Source organism: Pseudomonas indica NBRC 103045 (genome assembly GCF_002091635.1).
GTDB classification, from domain to species: domain Bacteria; phylum Pseudomonadota; class Gammaproteobacteria; order Pseudomonadales; family Pseudomonadaceae; genus Pseudomonas_M; species Pseudomonas_M indica.
In genome coordinates this window covers 236,543-251,465 of the sequence record NZ_BDAC01000002.1, presented here as the reverse complement: position 1 = coordinate 251,465, position 14,923 = coordinate 236,543, and the positions used below count along the sequence as shown (strand labels likewise).

Genomic DNA, 14,923 nt, shown 5'->3' with positions numbered 1-14,923 from the left:
CCGAGCTGGTTTAGTGGGATTCGTACTTATCCAAGGTATCGCGGGCAATCTGCCGTCCCAGCAGGATCAGCTCCGGCGCCTTGTAGAACTCGAAGAAGCGGCAGACCCGCTTGGGAATGTTGATCAATACGTCCGGCGGGTAGCCGGCGATCTTGTACTGGGCGAGCGAGGTCTGCATGACTTCGAAGCTCTGGTTGATCAGCTCGAGCAGCGAAGCCGGGCCGCCAATATCCACCACGGTGGAGTCGCTGGCCGAGCGTGGGGCACCTTCCGTCTCCGGCGCCGCCGGTGGCTGGGCGGCCGGCACTGGCGGTTCGTCCAGCCAGGGGTCGCTGGCCCCGGGCGATTCCGCCGTGATCTCCGACTCCAGTAGCGCGATCTCTTCGCCGGCCTTGCGACGGAACGGTAGCCGCGAGCCGAGCGAACTCATCAGCAGGTCGAAGCGGCCCTTGATCGCATCCGGCCGCTCAATGATCGGCAGTTGGTATTGCTTCTGGTTGGTGGCGTTGAGGTTGACCGCGATGATGAGGTCGCAATGGCTGGACACCACCGGAACGATGGGCAGCGGGTTGAGCAGCCCGCCGTCGACCAGCATCCGCTTGCCTTGCTGGACCGGGGTGAACAGGCTGGGAATCGCCGCCGAGGCGCGCATGGCCTTGTGCAGGCAGCCTTCCTGGAACCAGATTTCCTGCTGGTTGGTCAGGTCGGTGGCGACGGCGGTGTAGGGGATCGGCAAGTCCTCGATATCGATCTCGCCGAGGATCTCACGGATCTGGCCGAACACCTTCTCGCCACGGATCGCCCCGAGGCGGAAGCTGACGTCCAGCAGGCGCAGCATGTCCAGGTAGTCCAGGCTTTCGATCCATTCGCGGTACTGCGGCAGCTTGCCGGCGGCGTAGATGCCTCCGACCACGGCGCCCATGGAACAGCCGGCGATGCAGCCGATCTCGTAACCCCGCGCCTCGATTTCCTCGATGACTCCGATGTGCGCATAACCGCGCGCACCGCCCGAGCCCAGTACCAACGCCACTTTCGTCCCCATCGCACCCACCCCCGGCAACTCCCTTTCGACAATACGCGCGCGACAGGGCTGCGCCAAGGTAAAATCCGCCGCCAGTTGTCGTCCGCAGAGAGATTCCCCATGAGCGATCCCATTCGCCTGACCCAGTACAGCCACGGCGCCGGCTGTGGCTGCAAGATTTCCCCCAAGGTCCTGGAGGTGATTCTCGCCGGGAGCGGTGCACAGAACCTCGATCCGCGCCTGTGGGTTGGCAACGCCTCGCGCGACGATGCGGCGGTCTATGCCCTGGACGATGAGCGCGGTGTCGTTTCCACCACCGATTTCTTCATGCCGATCGTCGATGATCCCTTCGATTTCGGCCGGATCGCTGCCACCAATGCGATCAGCGACATCTACGCCATGGGCGGCGACCCGCTGATGGCCATCGCCATCCTCGGCTGGCCGGTCAACGTGCTGGCGGCGGAAGTCGCCCGCGAAGTGATTCGCGGCGGCCGTGCCGTCTGCGATGAGGCGGGCATCCCGCTGGCCGGCGGCCATTCCATCGATGCGCCGGAGCCGATCTTCGGCCTGGCCGTCACCGGCCTGGTGGAAAAGCGCCACATGAAGCGCAACGACAGCGCCACCGCCGGCTGCACCCTGTACCTGACCAAGCCGCTGGGCATCGGCATCTTCACCACGGCGGAGAAGAAGGCCCGTTTGCGCGCCGAGGACGTGGGCGTGGCGCGCGACTGGATGTGCACCCTGAACAAGCCCGGCAGCCGCTTCGGCAAGCTCGCCGGGGTCAAGGCGATGACCGATGTCACCGGCTTCGGCCTGCTCGGTCATCTGATCGAGATGGCCGACGGCAGCGGCCTGACCGCACGTGTCGAGTTCGCCCGGGTGCCACGTCTGGTGGGGGTCGAGTACTACCTGGAGCAGGGCTGCGTGCCGGGCGGGACCTTGCGCAACTTCGACAGCTACGGCGAGAAGATCGCGCCGCTGCCCGAATTGCAGAAACTCCTGCTCTGCGATCCGCAGACCAGCGGCGGTCTGCTGGTGGCCGTCGCGCCGGAGGGCGAGGCGGCGTTCCAGACGACCTGCGCCGAGCTGGGCTTGGAGCTGCAAGCGATCGGCCAGTTGGTCGAGCGACAGCGTTACGCGGTCGAGGTGCTCTGATGCGTCCGGATACCGCCGATTACCGCGCCCTTTTTCTCAACGATTTGCCGATGATGGATGCCCGCGCTCCGGTGGAGTTTTCCAAGGGCGCCTTCCCGCACACGGTCAACCTGCCGCTGATGACCGATATCGAGCGGCAGAAGGTCGGCACCTGCTACAAGCTGCACGGCCAGAAGGCGGCCATCGAGCTGGGCCACCAACTGGTGTCCGGCACGACCAAGGCCGAGCGCATCGAGGCCTGGGCCGCCTTCGCCAAGGCTAACCCGGACGGCTACCTGTATTGCTTCCGCGGCGGGTTGCGTTCGCAGATCGTCCAGCAGTGGCTGAAAAGCGAAGCGGGCATCGATTATCCGCGGGTGACCGGCGGCTACAAGGCGCTGCGGACCTTCCTGCTGGAAACCACCCAGCAGGCGGTGGAACAGTGCGATTTCGTGCTGGTCGGCGGCCTCACCGGCACCGGCAAGACCGAAGTGGTGGCGCAACTGGCCAACAGTCTGGACCTGGAAGGCCACGCCAATCACCGTGGCTCCAGCTTCGGCAAACGCGCCACGCCGCAGCCGGCGCAGATCGACTTCGAGAACCGCCTGGCCATCGACCTGCTGAAGAAGCGCGCGGCGGGGATCGAGCAGTTCGTTCTGGAGGACGAAGGGCGCATCGTCGGCAGTTGCTCGGTGCCGCTGGAGCTGTACCAGGGTATGCAGCGATACCCGCTGGTCTGGCTGGAAGACAGCCTGGAAGGGCGGATCGAGCGCATTCTCAAGGACTACGTGATCGACCTGACCGCCGAGTTCATCGCCGAACATGGCGAGGAGCGCGGTTTCCCGGCGTTCGCCGAGCGGCTCCGGCAGAGTCTGTCGAACATCGTCAAGCGGCTGGGCGGGGAACGCTACCAACGCATGGCCGCCATCATGGACGCAGCGTTGATCGAGCAGGAGCGCAGTGGCGACGTCAGCCTGCACCGCGGCTGGATCGAAGGGTTGCTGAGCGAATACTACGACCCGATGTACGCCTACCAGCGCGAGAGCAAGGCGGAGCGTATCGAATTCGCTGGCGAGCAGGCGGCGGTGATCGAGTATCTGCGCCAGCGTCAGCCGCGTTGAAGTGGCGGCAGTGCCGGATAGGCCACAAAGCGGCACTTTTCCGGTTTCTCGTCGTCATAGCCTGGCGCTAGGATTCGATCGGGCGTGAACGGAACCCCGCATCGCGCCCGCATTTCCATCGTTGTCCCTTTTTCGAGGAGTTAATTGGATGAAAGCCTGGATCAGCCTGCCCTTGATCGCCTTGCTGCTGGCCGGATGTGCCGCCAAGACGACCTACCGCGACAATTGCGCGAACCAGTTGGACGCCGCCTGGAAGGAACTGGACCTGGCCAAGGCTGAAGGCTTCGCCGGTACCGTGAGCTACTCCAAGGCCCTGACGCTGCTCACCGGCGCCAAGACCCAGCAGCAGTTCGAGGCCTACGAAGGGTGCTCCCGCAAAGCGGAAAAGGCGCGCTTCTACATCCGCGAGTCCCGCGCCGGGCGTTGATTTCCCTCCGGGTGCCGCGCTTCTGGCCCGGCGCCCATTCCCTTGCATTTTCGGCTCCGTGCCGGAGGTTTCCATGCTCATCGACTTTACCCGGCTGACCCCGCTGGAGGCTTATCGCTGGCTGACCGCCACGGTGACGCCGAGGCCGATCGCCTGGGTGTCCAGCCTGTCCCGCGAAGGCGTGAGCAACCTGGCGCCGTTCAGCTTCTTCCAGGTGATCAGCGACGAGCCGCCGACCCTGCTGGTCAACATTGGCCTGCATGACGATGGTCGGCTCAAGGACACGCTGCGCAACGTGCAGGACACCGGCGAGCTGGTGATCCACTTGGTGACGGCGAGCCAGGCCGAGGCGATGAACGCCTCGTCGGCCTCCTTGCCGCATGGCGTCAGCGAGTTCGAGGCATGTGGCATCGCCAGCGTACCGGCCGAACGGGTCGCTCCGCCGCGGGTTGCCGGGGCGCCGGTGGCCTTCGAGTGCTCCTTGGCCGAGGTGCAACCCTATCCGCGCGACAACCCCAGCAATTACCTGATCTTCGCCCGCATCCTGTTGGCGCACGTCGACCCGGAGATACTCGACGAACGTGGCCGAGTCGACCCACGCAAGCTGGATCTGATCGGCCGGCTCGGCGGGAGCGGTTATACCCACACCCGTGAGGTGTTCGAGATGGCCCGGCCGCAGCTCTGACGCGGCCGAGTTCCGTTTCATATTCATACCTGGGGCGACTGCCCCAGGCTCCGTACCAGAAGCTTCTCCAACTCCACCAACACGCAGACGCCGACCGCCACCAGCAGGCACCAGCCCCAGGCGTCCGCCGGCAGCGAGGTGGTCGCGAACAAGGCCTGCAGCGGCGACCAATGGGTGAGCGCCAGTTGCATGCCGATGAGCAGCAGCACCATGCTCCAGACCATCGGATTGTCGCGCCAGCCGAAGCGGGCGGTGCCGTCCAGCCGGCGGCTGCTGAACAGATAGCCGATCTCGCTGGCGACCATGGCGTTGACCGCCAGGGTACGGCTGCTGTCCAGGCTCCAGCCCAGCGATTGGGCGTAGAGGAACAGGCCCAGGCTGGCGACGGTCATCAGGATCGAAATGAACAGCACGCGCCAGAGCAGACGAGGCGTCAGCAGCGGCATGCGTGGGTCACGCGGCGGCCTTCGCATCAGGTCGTCCTCGGCCGGCTCGAAGGCTAGCGCCAGGGCCAGGGTCACCGCGGTGATCATGTTGACCCAGAGAATCTGCAACGGCGTGATCGGCAGGGTCAGGCCGAGGGCGATGGCCACCAGCAATACCAGCGCTTCGCCGCCATTGGTAGGCAGGATGAAGAGGATCGACTTGCGCAGGTTGTCGTAGACCGTGCGGCCTTCCTCCACGGCGTGGGCGATGGTGGCGAAGTTATCGTCGGCAAGCACCATCTGCGCTGCCTCCTTGGCCACTTCGGTACCCTTGACCCCCATGGCCACGCCGATGTCGGCGCGCTTGAGCGCCGGTGCGTCGTTGACCCCGTCGCCGGTCATCGCCACCCGGGCGCCGCAGGCTTGCAGGCGTTCCACCAGGCGCAGCTTGTGCGCCGGGCTGGTGCGGGCGAATACCGTGGTGTGGGGCAGGCGGGCATCCAGCTCGGCATCGCTCAGCCGGTCCAGATCGGTCCCGGTGAGCGGCGCACCGCCACCCAGGCCGAGGCGCTGGGCGATGGCGCTGGCTGTGGCGGCGTGGTCGCCGGTGATCATCTTCACCGCGATGCCCGCGCTGTGGCATTCGGCGATGGCGGCGATGGCCTCTTCCCGCGGCGGATCGAGCATGCCGACCAGACCGAGCAGGATGAAATCGCCTTCCAGATCGCGGTAGTCCAGCTCGTGTTGCGGCGTGGGCAGCGGCCGCAGGGCGAGGCCGAGCATGCGCAGGCCCTGGCTGGCGCCGTTACCCAGGACCTCGTGCCAGTGGCGCGGGTCCAGCGGCTCGGGGCGGCCGTCGCGCCACTGCCGGTTGCACACCTCCAGCAGGCGTTCGGGAGCGCCGACCAGATAGATCAGGCCATGCCCGGCGTGGTCGTGATGCAGGCTGGCCAAGCAACGGCGTTCGGAACTGAAGGGGATCGCGTCGACTCGCGGTAGGGATAGTACTTCGCGCTCCCGTTCCAGGCCCAGCTTGCCAGCCAGGGTCAACAGCGCGGCTTCGGTGGGGTCGCCGGTGATGCACCAGCGCTGGTCGGCCAGACACAGGCTGGCGCTGTTGGCCAGCAGCCCGGCACGGGCCAGTTCGCGCAGGTCGTCCGCGCTGTCGAGGCTACAGAGCTGACCGTCATCGCAATGGATGCGGCCTTCCGGTGCATAGCCGACGCCATCGATCGTATAACGGTGGGCGGTGGTGAAGACCTGTTGCACGGTCATCTCGTTGCGGGTCAGGGTGCCGGTCTTATCCGAACAGATCACCGTCACCGCGCCCAGGCTTTCCACTGCCGGCAGGCGGCGGATGATCGCCTGGCGCCGGGCCATGCGCTGTACGCCGAGAGCCAGGATGATGGTGAGCACCGCCGGCAAGCCTTCGGGAATCGCCGCCACGGCCAGGCCGACCGCCGCCAGCAGCATGTCCTGCGGGCTGTAGCCGCGCAGCAGGACGCCGAAGGCGAAGGTGAGCAGCGCCAGGGCGAGAATGATCAGGGTCAGGTGCCGGGCGAAGCGCGCCATGTCCGCCAGCAGCGGGGTCTGCAGGCTGACCACCGTGCCCAGCATGTGGCTGATGCGGCCCAGTTCGGTGTGGCCGGCGGTGGCGACCACCACGCCGCAACCGCTGCCGGCGCTGACCAGCGTGCCGGAGTAGGCCATGCTGCGCCGGTCGCCCAGGCCGACGTCCCGGGCCACCGGATCGGTGGCCTTGTCGGCCGGCAGCGACTCGCCGGTGAGGGCCGCTTCTTCGATGCGCAGGTCGCGGGTTTCCAGCAGGCGCAGGTCGGCGGGGACCCGGTCGCCGGCTTCCAGCAGCACCAGGTCGCCGGGCACCAGGCGTTCGGCCGGTACGCTTTGCACGGCGCCGTCGCGGCGCACCCGGCTGTCCAGGGTGAGCATCTTCTGGATGGCGCGCATCGCCTGTTCCGCCTTGCCCTCCTGGATGAAGCCGACGATGGCGTTGATCAGCACCACGCCGAAGATCACCGCGCTGTCCAGCCACTCGCCTAAGGCGAGGGTGACCAGGGTCGAAAGCAGCAGCACATAGATCAGCAGGTTGTGGAACTGGCGCAAGAAGCGCTTCAGCGGCCCGGCGGCGTTGCGCTCCGGCAGTTGGTTGGGACCGTGGAGAGCGAGACGGCGCTCGGCCTCCTCGGTGCTCAGGCCAGTGTCGCTGGCGTCGAGCTGTTGCAGGCTGTAATGCGCGGGTTGCGCATGCCAGTCGCGGGAAGCGGGGGCGTTCATGGCGTCCTCCGGTGATGAATACGACTCCAGCCTAGAGGGACGGTCCGAACCGGGTATTGGCCTGGATCAAACGGCTTCACAACTTTCGTCAGCAAAGATTGCAGAGGCTTTGCGGCGGTCATATGCACCAGTAGGATCGTTCGCCTGACAGAGGAGAGTGGCATGCGCACGAAACTGGAGGACTGCCTGCAGGCGGTGAATCAGGTATTGCTCGGCAAGGAGGCCCAGGTGCGATTGGCGCTGACCTGCCTGCTGGCCCGGGGGCACCTGTTGATCGAGGACCTGCCGGGCATGGGCAAGACCACCCTGAGCCACGCCCTGGCCCGGGTGATGGGGCTGAGCTTCCAGCGCATCCAGTTCACCTCCGACCTGCTGCCCGGCGACATCCTCGGCACCTCGGTGTTCGACAAGGACACCGGGCAGTTCGTCTTCCATCCCGGGCCGATCTTCGCCGAGCTGGTGCTGGCGGATGAAATCAACCGGGCCACGCCGAAGAGCCAGAGCGCGTTGCTGGAGGCAATGGAAGAGGGACAGGTGACCATCGAGGGCGCGACCCGACCGCTGCCGGAGCCGTTCTTCGTCATCGCCACGCAAAACCCGGTCAGCCAGGGCGGCACCTTCGCCCTGCCGGAATCCCAGCTCGACCGCTTCCTCATGCGCCTGTCGCTCGGCTATCCGGCCAAGGCGGCGGAGAAGGCGCTGCTGCTCGGCGAGTCGCGCCGGGAAATCCTGCCGCGCCTGGATGCGGTGCTGGATCATGCCGAACTCGCGGCCATCCAGCAGGAGGTCACCCGGGTGCGGGCCAGCGATGCGCTGGTGGATTACGTGCTGCGGCTGGTCGAGGCGACCCGCAGCCAACCGCAGTTCGCCTGGGGCCTGTCGCCACGGGCCAGCCTGGCGCTGCTCGCCGCGGCGCGGGCCTGGGCCTTTCTCGCCGGGCGCGATTATGTGATTCCCGAGGATGTCCAGGCGGTCCTGCCGTCGGTGGTCGGGCACCGCCTGCGCGAGCGCGCCGACCCCACCGGCCACGGCGGCGGTGCGCTGGTGCAGTGGCTGCTCACCGAGGTGGCAGCGGTCTGATGGCCGCCCATCCACTCAAGGCGCGCTGGAGCCGCTGGCTGGAGCGGCGTATCCCGGCAGCCGCCAGCGTTCGTTTGAATCAGCGGCGCATCTTCATCATTCCCACCCGTGTCGGGCTGGCGTTCGGTATCGCGCTGCTGCTGATGCTGCTGGCCGCGATCAACTACCAGAACAGCCTCGCCTATGCGCTGACATTCCTGTTGGGCTCGCTGTTCATCGTCGCCATCCTGCATACCTACCGCAATCTCGCAGGGCTGATTGTCAGGGCAGGGGGCGGAGGGGCTGTGTTCGTCGGCGAGCAGGCGCGTTTCCGGGTGCGCCTGGAAAGCGCCGGGCGGGCGCACCAGGCCATCGCCCTGGGCTGGCCACCGGCGCCGTTGCAGGCGCTGGATGTGCCTGCGCAGGGGCTCAGCGAATGCGAGCTGAGCCAGCCGGCATTGCGACGCGGCTGGCTGCGGCCCGGCCGTCTGCGGATCGAGAGCCGCTTCCCGCTAGGCATTTTGGTGGCCTGGAGCTGGGTCGATCTGGATCAGGCGCTGCTGGTCTATCCGCGCCCGCTGGAGGGTGACCTGCCCTTGTCGGTCGGTGCGCAAGAGGATGAGGACGACGAGGGGCGCCGCGCCCAGGGGCCGGGCGCCGACGATTACCAGGGGCTCAAGCCTTACCAGCCCGGCGACTCCAAGCGCCGTTTGCACTGGAAGGCGTTCTCCCGTGGGCATGGGCTGTTGGTGAAGGACTTCGCCGCCCTGGCGGGGCGCGACCTGTGCCTGGATTTCGACGCGCTGGAAGGCGACCCGGAACATCGGCTGTCGCTGCTCTGCCATTGGGTGCTGCAGTTCTCCGAGCGCCTGCAACCGTTCGCCTTGCGCTTGCCGGATCAGTTCCTGCCGTTGGACAACGGCGAGGCGCACCGTGAGGCCTGTCTGCGGGCATTGGCGCTGTACGGGGAGCCGCGATGAGCCGGACACCGGAGGCGATCCCGCGGATCAGCCTGACCTGGCTGCTGGTGGCCCAGGTCCTGGTGATCCTGCCGCACCTGATCCACCTGCCGCTGTGGATCGTCTTCCTCTGGCTCGGCTGCGCCGGCTGGCGTATCCAGGTGTTCCTGATGCGGGCGCGCTACCCCAATGCCTGGATCAAGCTCGGCCTGTTGCTCGGCACGGGGTTCGGCGTGTTCTTCTCCCGCGGTAGCCTGATCGGCCTGGAAGCCGGCAGTGTCCTGCTGATCGCCGCGTTCATCCTCAAACTGCTGGAAATGCGCAGCCGCCGCGATGCGCTGGTGCTGATCTTTCTCGGCTTCTTCGCCGTGGTCACGGCCTACCTGTTCGACGACAGCATCGTCAGTGCGCTGTACAGCCTGCTGCCGGTGACCGCCTTGCTGGCGGCGCTGATCGGTCTGCAGCAGACTCGCTTCGCCGAGCGGCCCTGGCCGACCCTGCGCCTGGCTGGCGGGATGCTACTGCAAGCGCTGCCATTGATGCTGCTGCTGTTCGTCTTCTTTCCCCGCCTGGGGCCGCTGTGGACCTTGCCGCAACCGGGCGACCAGGCGGTGACCGGCCTCTCCGACAGCATGGCGCCAGGCGATATCGCCGAGCTGAGCCAGTCCGGTGCCCTGGCGTTCCGTGCCAGCTTCGATGGTGAACCGCCGCCGCGCCAGCAGCTCTACTGGCGTGCCTTGACCCTGGAACACTTCGACGGCCGCCGCTGGTCGCAGTCGCCTGCTGCGCATCTGCCCATCGCACCGCGCTGGGAACGGAAGGGGACGCCGCTGCAGTACAGCATCGTCATGGAGCCCAGCCAGCGACCCTGGTTGTTCAGCCTGGATATCGGCGAGACCTCGCTGGATCGGGCGCGGATGATGAACGACTTCCGTCTGGAGTATTACCGCCCGGTGGACCGTTCGCTGCTCTACCGGGTGGTGTCCTGGCCCCAGGCAGTGCGCGAACCGCAGTTGGCGGGCGGACAATTGCGCCGGGCCCTGCAACTGCCGGAAACGGGCAACCCGCGCACGCGCGAATGGGCCGAGGCCCTGAAGCGGCAGTATCCCCAGCCTGACGAGCTGGCGCAGGCACTGCTGGCGCATTTCAACCGCGAGCCTTACGTCTACACCCTGAAACCGCCGCTGGCCGGCGCTGACGGGATAGACGAATTCCTGTTCGACACCCGGCGGGGGTTCTGTGCGCATTACGCCGGCGCCATGACCTTCGCCCTGCGGGTTGCCGGCATTCCCGCGCGGGTGGTCGCCGGCTACCAGGGCGGCGAATACAACCCGTCCGGCCGCTACCTCTCGGTACACCAGTTCGATGCCCATGCCTGGGTCGAGTACTGGCAGCCGGGGAAGGGCTGGGTCAGCGCCGATCCGACCTTCCAGGTCGCTCCCGAGCGGATCGAACAGGGCCTCGAACAGGCGGTGGCGGAAGAACAGAGCTTTCTCGCCAGCTCGCCGTTTTCACCGCTGCGCTACCGCAACATCGGCTGGATCAACCAACTGCGCCTGACCTGGGATCGCGTCAACTACGGCTGGCAGCGCTGGGTCTTGGGCTACCAGGGGGAGCAGCAGCTGGAGGTCTTGCAGCGCTGGTTCGGTCGCATCGATAACGGCGTCCTGGCGGTGGTTCTGGTCGGCGGTGGCGGGCTGATGCTGAGCTTGCTGGCGCTGCTGTTGTTCAAACCCTGGCGCTGTGAGCACGATCCCCAGCAGCGCCTGTTTCTTCGCTTCGAGCGCCTGCTGGCCCGGCACGGCCTGCGTCGGCGGACCGGGGAGGGGCCGCGGGCGTTCGCCGAACGCGCGTCCCTGGCGCTCCCGGCGCAGGCGGAGGCGATCCGGGGTTTCGTCCAAGTCTACGAAGCGCAGCGTTATGGTGGGCAGAAGGCTTCGCCGGCGACCTTGCGACAGGCCCTGGCACGTGTGCGCCAAGGTTTGCCCTGGCGCCTCACGCGCGCCGATTGATGCGACTTTCGGCCACTGTGCAGCGAAGCGGCGGCCGTCTAGGCTTACGGGTCATTGCGGTCGAGTCGAAGTCGGGAGCATGGCAGGATGAGCCGTTTCATCGATGCGCTGATTGCCCAGGTGCTGACGCTGGAAGTGCAACTGCGAGCCAGCCAGGCGCGCCTGGCGGCACGTACCGACACTGAGGCATTGCACGATATGCGCATCGCCTTGCGCAGGCTGCGCAGCCTGCTGCGGCCGTTGCGCGACCTGCCGGGTGTCGAGCCCTTGCGCGCGGCAGCCGGGGCCGTCGGCGAGTTGAGCGGGCCGCTGCGTGACCTCGAGGTGCTGCTGCCGGAGCTGCGGGCGAAAGGTCTGGGAGGGGCCGAGGCCGTGCGCCTGGCCCGACTCGAAGCCGGTTATGAACGTTTGCTCGCGTCTTCCGCCTTGGAGCGATTGTTTCGTCATCTCGATGCCTGGCCGGCGCTCTGGCGTCAGGCACAGCGCAGCGGGGCCTTGAGCGGCCTGCGCAAACGCGTGCGCAAGCGTCTCGTCAAGCAGCGCCGGCAATTGGCCCGGGCCCTGCGGGATCCGGCCCATGACCGCCATCGGCTGCGCCTGTTGATCAAGCGCGTGCGCTATGGCTTCGATGCGTACCCGGAACTGATCCCGGTCGGCGGCGACGAGCCCGCGCGGCTCAAGGCTGCCCAGTCCGCCCTGGGAGACTGGCATGACCGGCTCCAGTGGCTGGCACGTGCCGAGGCGGAGCCCGATCTTCAGCCCTTGGCCAGCGCTTGGCGGGCAGAGCTGACCGAGGCCGAGCAGCGTGCGGACCAGGCCCTGGAGTTGCTGCTGGAACATTTTCCTGAGCGCTGACGGGCGTCATTCCTGCCATTTTCCCTCTGCCTTTGGCTGAATCGGCCTCTCCTGGCTCTACCGTCGTGGATAACCGATCCCCTAAGATCGAACCCAATCGTTGGGGGAGGTAGGTATGACGTTTTCCGAAATGATCCAGGCGGCGCGTGCCAACCCTGAAGCAGTGGTGGTGCCGGGCCTGTGGGGACAGGGGCGTGCGGCGTTCGGCGGAATGGCTGCCGCGCTGGTCTACGAGGCCATGCGTGCGCAAGTGCCCGAGGGGCGTCCGGTCCGCTCGTTGGCCATCACCTTCGTCGGTCCCTTGACCTGCGACGTGCCGGTCAGACTGGAGGCGGAAGTGCTGCGTGAGGGGAAGGCCGTCAGCCAGGTGCTGGGGCGGGCGGTGCAGGATGGCCAGGTGGTTACGCTGGTGCAGGGGAGCTTCGGTGCGTCCCGCGCATCGGCGGTCGCCGTGTCGAGTGAGGCGCCACCGCCCATGAAGCCGGTGGATGAGTGCCAGGAGCTGCCCTTCGTCAAAGGCGTCCTGCCGGAATTCACCCGCTTCCTGGCGATGCGCTGGGGCGTGGGCGGTTTGCCGTTCAGCAACACGCCGTCCCGCCAGATGGGTGGCTGGGTGCGCTTGCGCGATGCGCAGGAGGAGCGGGTCGATGAGTCCCACCTGCTGGCGCTGGTGGATGCCTGGCCGCCAGCCGTATTGCCATACTTGAAGACGCCGGCACCCGGCAGCTCGCTGACCTGGACCATCGAGTTCGTCCAGCCGACGCCCGACCTGAGCACGCTGGACTGGTGCCTGTATCAGGCCGAGATCGAGCATGCCCGCGATGGTTATGGGCACATCGCTGCCGCCCTATGGAGCCCGGCTGGAGAACTGGTGGCGATCAGTCGGCAGACGGTGACCGTGTTCGGCTGATCCGGCGTTCAGCGCCGGCGGTTCTTCCAGGCCCGCCACCAGCCTCCGCTGAGCAGGAAGCGGGGGAAGGTGACGAACTGCTCCATCAGCAGACGTTCGACGGCATCCTGCCGATCCAGGAAAGGTTCCGGCGCATGTTCTTCGAGGCGATGGCCATGCTGCTGCAGGGCGAGCGCCGCGAACAGGCCGATCACCCCGAGCAGCAAGGGCAACAGACGCAGCTGGAACAGCGCGGTGAGCAACAGCAGGGTGGAAAGGATGAACAACGGCACGGCGATCAGATGCAGGACCAGGTTGGTCGGATGCCGGTGGTTGGTGGCGTAGCCACGCCATTGCCAGTTGAGCGGATGGGGGTGACGCTTGACGGCCATGCTGCAAATCCTCGAAAGATTTGCTGGAAGTCTAGGCCGGCCCCTGGAGGCCGGCGAATCGTTCCTGCTTATGGACGGTATAGAAGACGTTACAGCTTGAGCTGGCGGATCGCCCGGCTCAGTTCTCCGGCCAGCGAGGCCAGTTCGCTGCTGGTGCTGGCGGAATCGACGGTCTGCTGCACGGTCTGTTCGGTGACGTCGCGGATGCTCACCACGGCGCGGCTCATCTCTTCGGCGACCTGGCTCTGCTGCTCGGCGGCGACCGCGATCTGCGTGTTGCTTTCACGCATCTGCGCCACCGCTCCGGCGATGGCGGTCAGGGCGGCGCCGGCCTCATGGGCCAGTTGCACACAGTCGTCGGCCTTGAGCGAGCTCTCCTGCATGAACTCCACGGCATCGCGGGTGCCGGCCTGGAGTGCACCGATCATGTTGGTGATCTCATCGGTGGAGTCCTGCACGCGCTTGGCGAGGTTGCGCACCTCGTCGGCCACCACGGCGAAGCCACGGCCCATTTCGCCGGCACGGGCGGCCTCGATGGCGGCGTTGAGGGCGAGCAGGTTGGTCTGCTCGGCGATGCCGTGGATCACGCTGACCACGCTGCTGATCTTCTGGCTGTCCTCGGCGAGCTTGCGGATCATTTCGGCGGTCTGTTGCACGCCGCTGGAGAGCCCGGCGATGGACTGCTCGACGCGGCCGACCACTTGCTGCCCGGCACCGGCCAACTGGTCGGCGTTCTTCGATTGATCACGGGTATCCGCGGTGTGCTGGGCGATGTGATGCACGGTCGCGGACATCTCGTTGATCGCAGTGGCCGCCTGGTCGGTTTCGCTCTGCTGGCCGAGCATGCCGTGGCGGACATCGTTCATGCTGGTCGCCAGGCGTGCGGCGCCTTCGTCCAGGCGCGTCGCCGCCTGCGCAACGGTGCCGACGACACGTTGGTAACCGGCCTGCATGGCATTGAAGGCGCTGGCCATCTGGCCGACTTCGTCGCGGCTGTCCAGCGGCACGCGGGCGGACAGGTCGCCACTCTTCTCCACATGGAGCATGACGTCCTTCAAGGTATTCAGGTGGGTGAGCAGGAAGCGGATGAGCAACTGGGAGGCACCGAGCAGGATCAGCATCAGGATGCCGACGGCCACGGCGTAATTGAAGGCGCGCGTGGCGAACACCTGGATCAGGCTCGGAGCGTGCGCCAGCACGGCCAGGCGCTGCCCATCGGGGAGATCGATGACCTGGGCGCCGATCAGCGGATCGCTGCCGAACAGGCCGTCATGCTCCAGTTCGACCCAGCCGCGGGCGCGGCTCAGGGTATTGCCGGCACCGTTGGCGAGTTTCGGTGTTTCGCCGTTGGCGAAGCGCAGCAGGTTCGCATCGCTGGGCAGGGGCTGCCCGGCTGGCCAGGCCGTCAGCAGACGGGCCCGCTCCTGGGCGGTGGCCTGGGCATCGGCGACCCGGGCGAGGTGTTCGAGCTGCATGGCGTAGAGCACCAGCAGCAGGGTAGTGACGAACGCTACTGCGTTGACGGCCCAGAACTTGTACTTCAGCGAAATGTCGCGCATCCAGTCGCCCATGGCTTTCTTCTATGTCGGTTCGTTTTGCAAGAGTGGTGGCATATTGCCGCATGGACGGCAGTCTACCTTTGATTCGCG

Annotated in this window: 13 protein-coding genes; 9 read left to right on the top strand and 4 right to left on the bottom strand. The window is 66.7% G+C overall.

Going from position 1 to position 14,923, the window contains the following annotated elements:
• Window positions 1–10: 10 nt before the first annotated feature.
• Complete coding sequence (locus PIN01S_RS03690; RefSeq protein ID WP_084333775.1) at window positions 11–1,042, bottom strand: patatin-like phospholipase family protein; 1,032 nt, start codon at window positions 1,040–1,042, stop codon at window positions 11–13.
• A 99-nt stretch (window positions 1,043–1,141) separates the two neighbouring features.
• Between PIN01S_RS03690 and selD the strand changes: the two genes are divergently transcribed.
• From selD to PIN01S_RS03670, 4 genes are all read left to right on the top strand, one after another.
• On the top strand, window positions 1,142–2,176 hold the full coding sequence (selD, locus tag PIN01S_RS03685) for a selenide, water dikinase SelD (protein WP_084333774.1): 1,035 nt from the start codon (window positions 1,142–1,144) through the stop codon (window positions 2,174–2,176).
• Window positions 2,176–3,276 (top strand): tRNA 2-selenouridine(34) synthase MnmH, encoded by a 1,101-nt coding sequence (gene mnmH, locus PIN01S_RS03680; RefSeq protein ID WP_084333773.1) that lies wholly within the window; start codon window positions 2,176–2,178, stop codon window positions 3,274–3,276. The genes selD and mnmH overlap by 1 nt, the downstream gene beginning before the upstream one ends.
• A 148-nt stretch (window positions 3,277–3,424) precedes the next feature.
• Window positions 3,425–3,703 (top strand): hypothetical protein, encoded by a 279-nt coding sequence (locus PIN01S_RS03675; protein WP_084333772.1) that lies wholly within the window; start codon window positions 3,425–3,427, stop codon window positions 3,701–3,703.
• A gap of 73 nt (window positions 3,704–3,776) precedes the next feature.
• Window positions 3,777–4,388, top strand: coding sequence for a flavin reductase family protein (locus PIN01S_RS03670; protein WP_084333771.1), 612 nt, complete (start codon window positions 3,777–3,779; stop codon window positions 4,386–4,388).
• Window positions 4,389–4,411: 23 nt separating this feature from the next.
• Here PIN01S_RS03670 and PIN01S_RS03665 read toward each other — a convergent pair whose 3' ends face one another.
• The gene (locus PIN01S_RS03665; protein WP_084333770.1) at window positions 4,412–7,108 is read right to left on the bottom strand and encodes an HAD-IC family P-type ATPase; all 2,697 of its coding nucleotides are present in this window, start codon (window positions 7,106–7,108) and stop codon (window positions 4,412–4,414) included.
• A 162-nt stretch (window positions 7,109–7,270) separates the two neighbouring features.
• Between PIN01S_RS03665 and PIN01S_RS03660 the strand changes: the two genes are divergently transcribed.
• The 5 genes from PIN01S_RS03660 to PIN01S_RS03640 all read left to right on the top strand — a co-directional run bounded on the left by PIN01S_RS03660 (window position 7,271) and on the right by PIN01S_RS03640 (window position 12,903).
• Complete coding sequence (locus PIN01S_RS03660) at window positions 7,271–8,188, top strand: AAA family ATPase (RefSeq protein WP_084333769.1); 918 nt, start codon at window positions 7,271–7,273, stop codon at window positions 8,186–8,188.
• The gene (locus PIN01S_RS03655) at window positions 8,188–9,147 is read left to right on the top strand and encodes a DUF58 domain-containing protein (RefSeq protein ID WP_170837179.1); all 960 of its coding nucleotides are present in this window, start codon (window positions 8,188–8,190) and stop codon (window positions 9,145–9,147) included. The genes PIN01S_RS03660 and PIN01S_RS03655 overlap by 1 nt, the downstream gene beginning before the upstream one ends.
• A complete protein-coding gene (locus PIN01S_RS03650; protein ID WP_084333768.1) occupies window positions 9,144–11,138 on the top strand; it encodes a transglutaminase TgpA family protein in 1,995 nt (664 codons plus the stop codon). Before PIN01S_RS03655 ends, PIN01S_RS03650 begins: the two co-directional genes overlap by 4 nt.
• 87 nt (window positions 11,139–11,225) lie before the next feature.
• Window positions 11,226–11,993: a CHAD domain-containing protein gene (locus tag PIN01S_RS03645; protein WP_084333767.1), complete on the top strand. Its 768-nt coding sequence runs from the start codon at window positions 11,226–11,228 to the stop codon at window positions 11,991–11,993.
• A gap of 115 nt (window positions 11,994–12,108) precedes the next feature.
• On the top strand, window positions 12,109–12,903 hold the full coding sequence (locus PIN01S_RS03640; protein ID WP_084333766.1) for an acyl-CoA thioesterase: 795 nt from the start codon (window positions 12,109–12,111) through the stop codon (window positions 12,901–12,903).
• A gap of 8 nt (window positions 12,904–12,911) precedes the next feature.
• Here the strand turns inward: PIN01S_RS03640 and PIN01S_RS03635 are convergent, their stop codons facing one another.
• Complete coding sequence (locus tag PIN01S_RS03635) at window positions 12,912–13,274, bottom strand: Mpo1-like protein (RefSeq protein ID WP_084333765.1); 363 nt, start codon at window positions 13,272–13,274, stop codon at window positions 12,912–12,914.
• Between the two features lie 89 nt (window positions 13,275–13,363).
• On the bottom strand, window positions 13,364–14,845 hold the full coding sequence (locus PIN01S_RS03630) for a methyl-accepting chemotaxis protein (RefSeq protein ID WP_084333764.1): 1,482 nt from the start codon (window positions 14,843–14,845) through the stop codon (window positions 13,364–13,366).
• Window positions 14,846–14,923: the final 78 nt, after the last annotated feature.

What these genes read in the sequence shown, in the direction of transcription:
- PIN01S_RS03675 (WP_084333772.1), top strand. Translation starts at nt 3,425, where the DNA reads ATGAAAGCCTGGATCAGCCTGCCCTTGATCGCCTTGCTGCTGGCCGGA.
- PIN01S_RS03690 (WP_084333775.1), bottom strand. Translation starts at nt 1,042, where the DNA reads ATGGGGACGAAAGTGGCGTTGGTACTGGGCTCGGGCGGTGCGCGCGGT.
- PIN01S_RS03645 (WP_084333767.1), top strand. Translation starts at nt 11,226, where the DNA reads ATGAGCCGTTTCATCGATGCGCTGATTGCCCAGGTGCTGACGCTGGAA.
- PIN01S_RS03635 (WP_084333765.1), bottom strand. Translation starts at nt 13,274, where the DNA reads ATGGCCGTCAAGCGTCACCCCCATCCGCTCAACTGGCAATGGCGTGGC.
- PIN01S_RS03670 (WP_084333771.1), top strand. Translation starts at nt 3,777, where the DNA reads ATGCTCATCGACTTTACCCGGCTGACCCCGCTGGAGGCTTATCGCTGG.
- PIN01S_RS03665 (WP_084333770.1), bottom strand. Translation starts at nt 7,108, where the DNA reads ATGAACGCCCCCGCTTCCCGCGACTGGCATGCGCAACCCGCGCATTAC.
- selD (WP_084333774.1), top strand. Translation starts at nt 1,142, where the DNA reads ATGAGCGATCCCATTCGCCTGACCCAGTACAGCCACGGCGCCGGCTGT.
- PIN01S_RS03655 (WP_170837179.1), top strand. Translation starts at nt 8,188, where the DNA reads ATGGCCGCCCATCCACTCAAGGCGCGCTGGAGCCGCTGGCTGGAGCGG.
- PIN01S_RS03650 (WP_084333768.1), top strand. Translation starts at nt 9,144, where the DNA reads ATGAGCCGGACACCGGAGGCGATCCCGCGGATCAGCCTGACCTGGCTG.
- mnmH (WP_084333773.1), top strand. Translation starts at nt 2,176, where the DNA reads ATGCGTCCGGATACCGCCGATTACCGCGCCCTTTTTCTCAACGATTTG.
- PIN01S_RS03640 (WP_084333766.1), top strand. Translation starts at nt 12,109, where the DNA reads ATGACGTTTTCCGAAATGATCCAGGCGGCGCGTGCCAACCCTGAAGCA.
- PIN01S_RS03660 (WP_084333769.1), top strand. Translation starts at nt 7,271, where the DNA reads ATGCGCACGAAACTGGAGGACTGCCTGCAGGCGGTGAATCAGGTATTG.
- PIN01S_RS03630 (WP_084333764.1), bottom strand. Translation starts at nt 14,845, where the DNA reads ATGGGCGACTGGATGCGCGACATTTCGCTGAAGTACAAGTTCTGGGCC.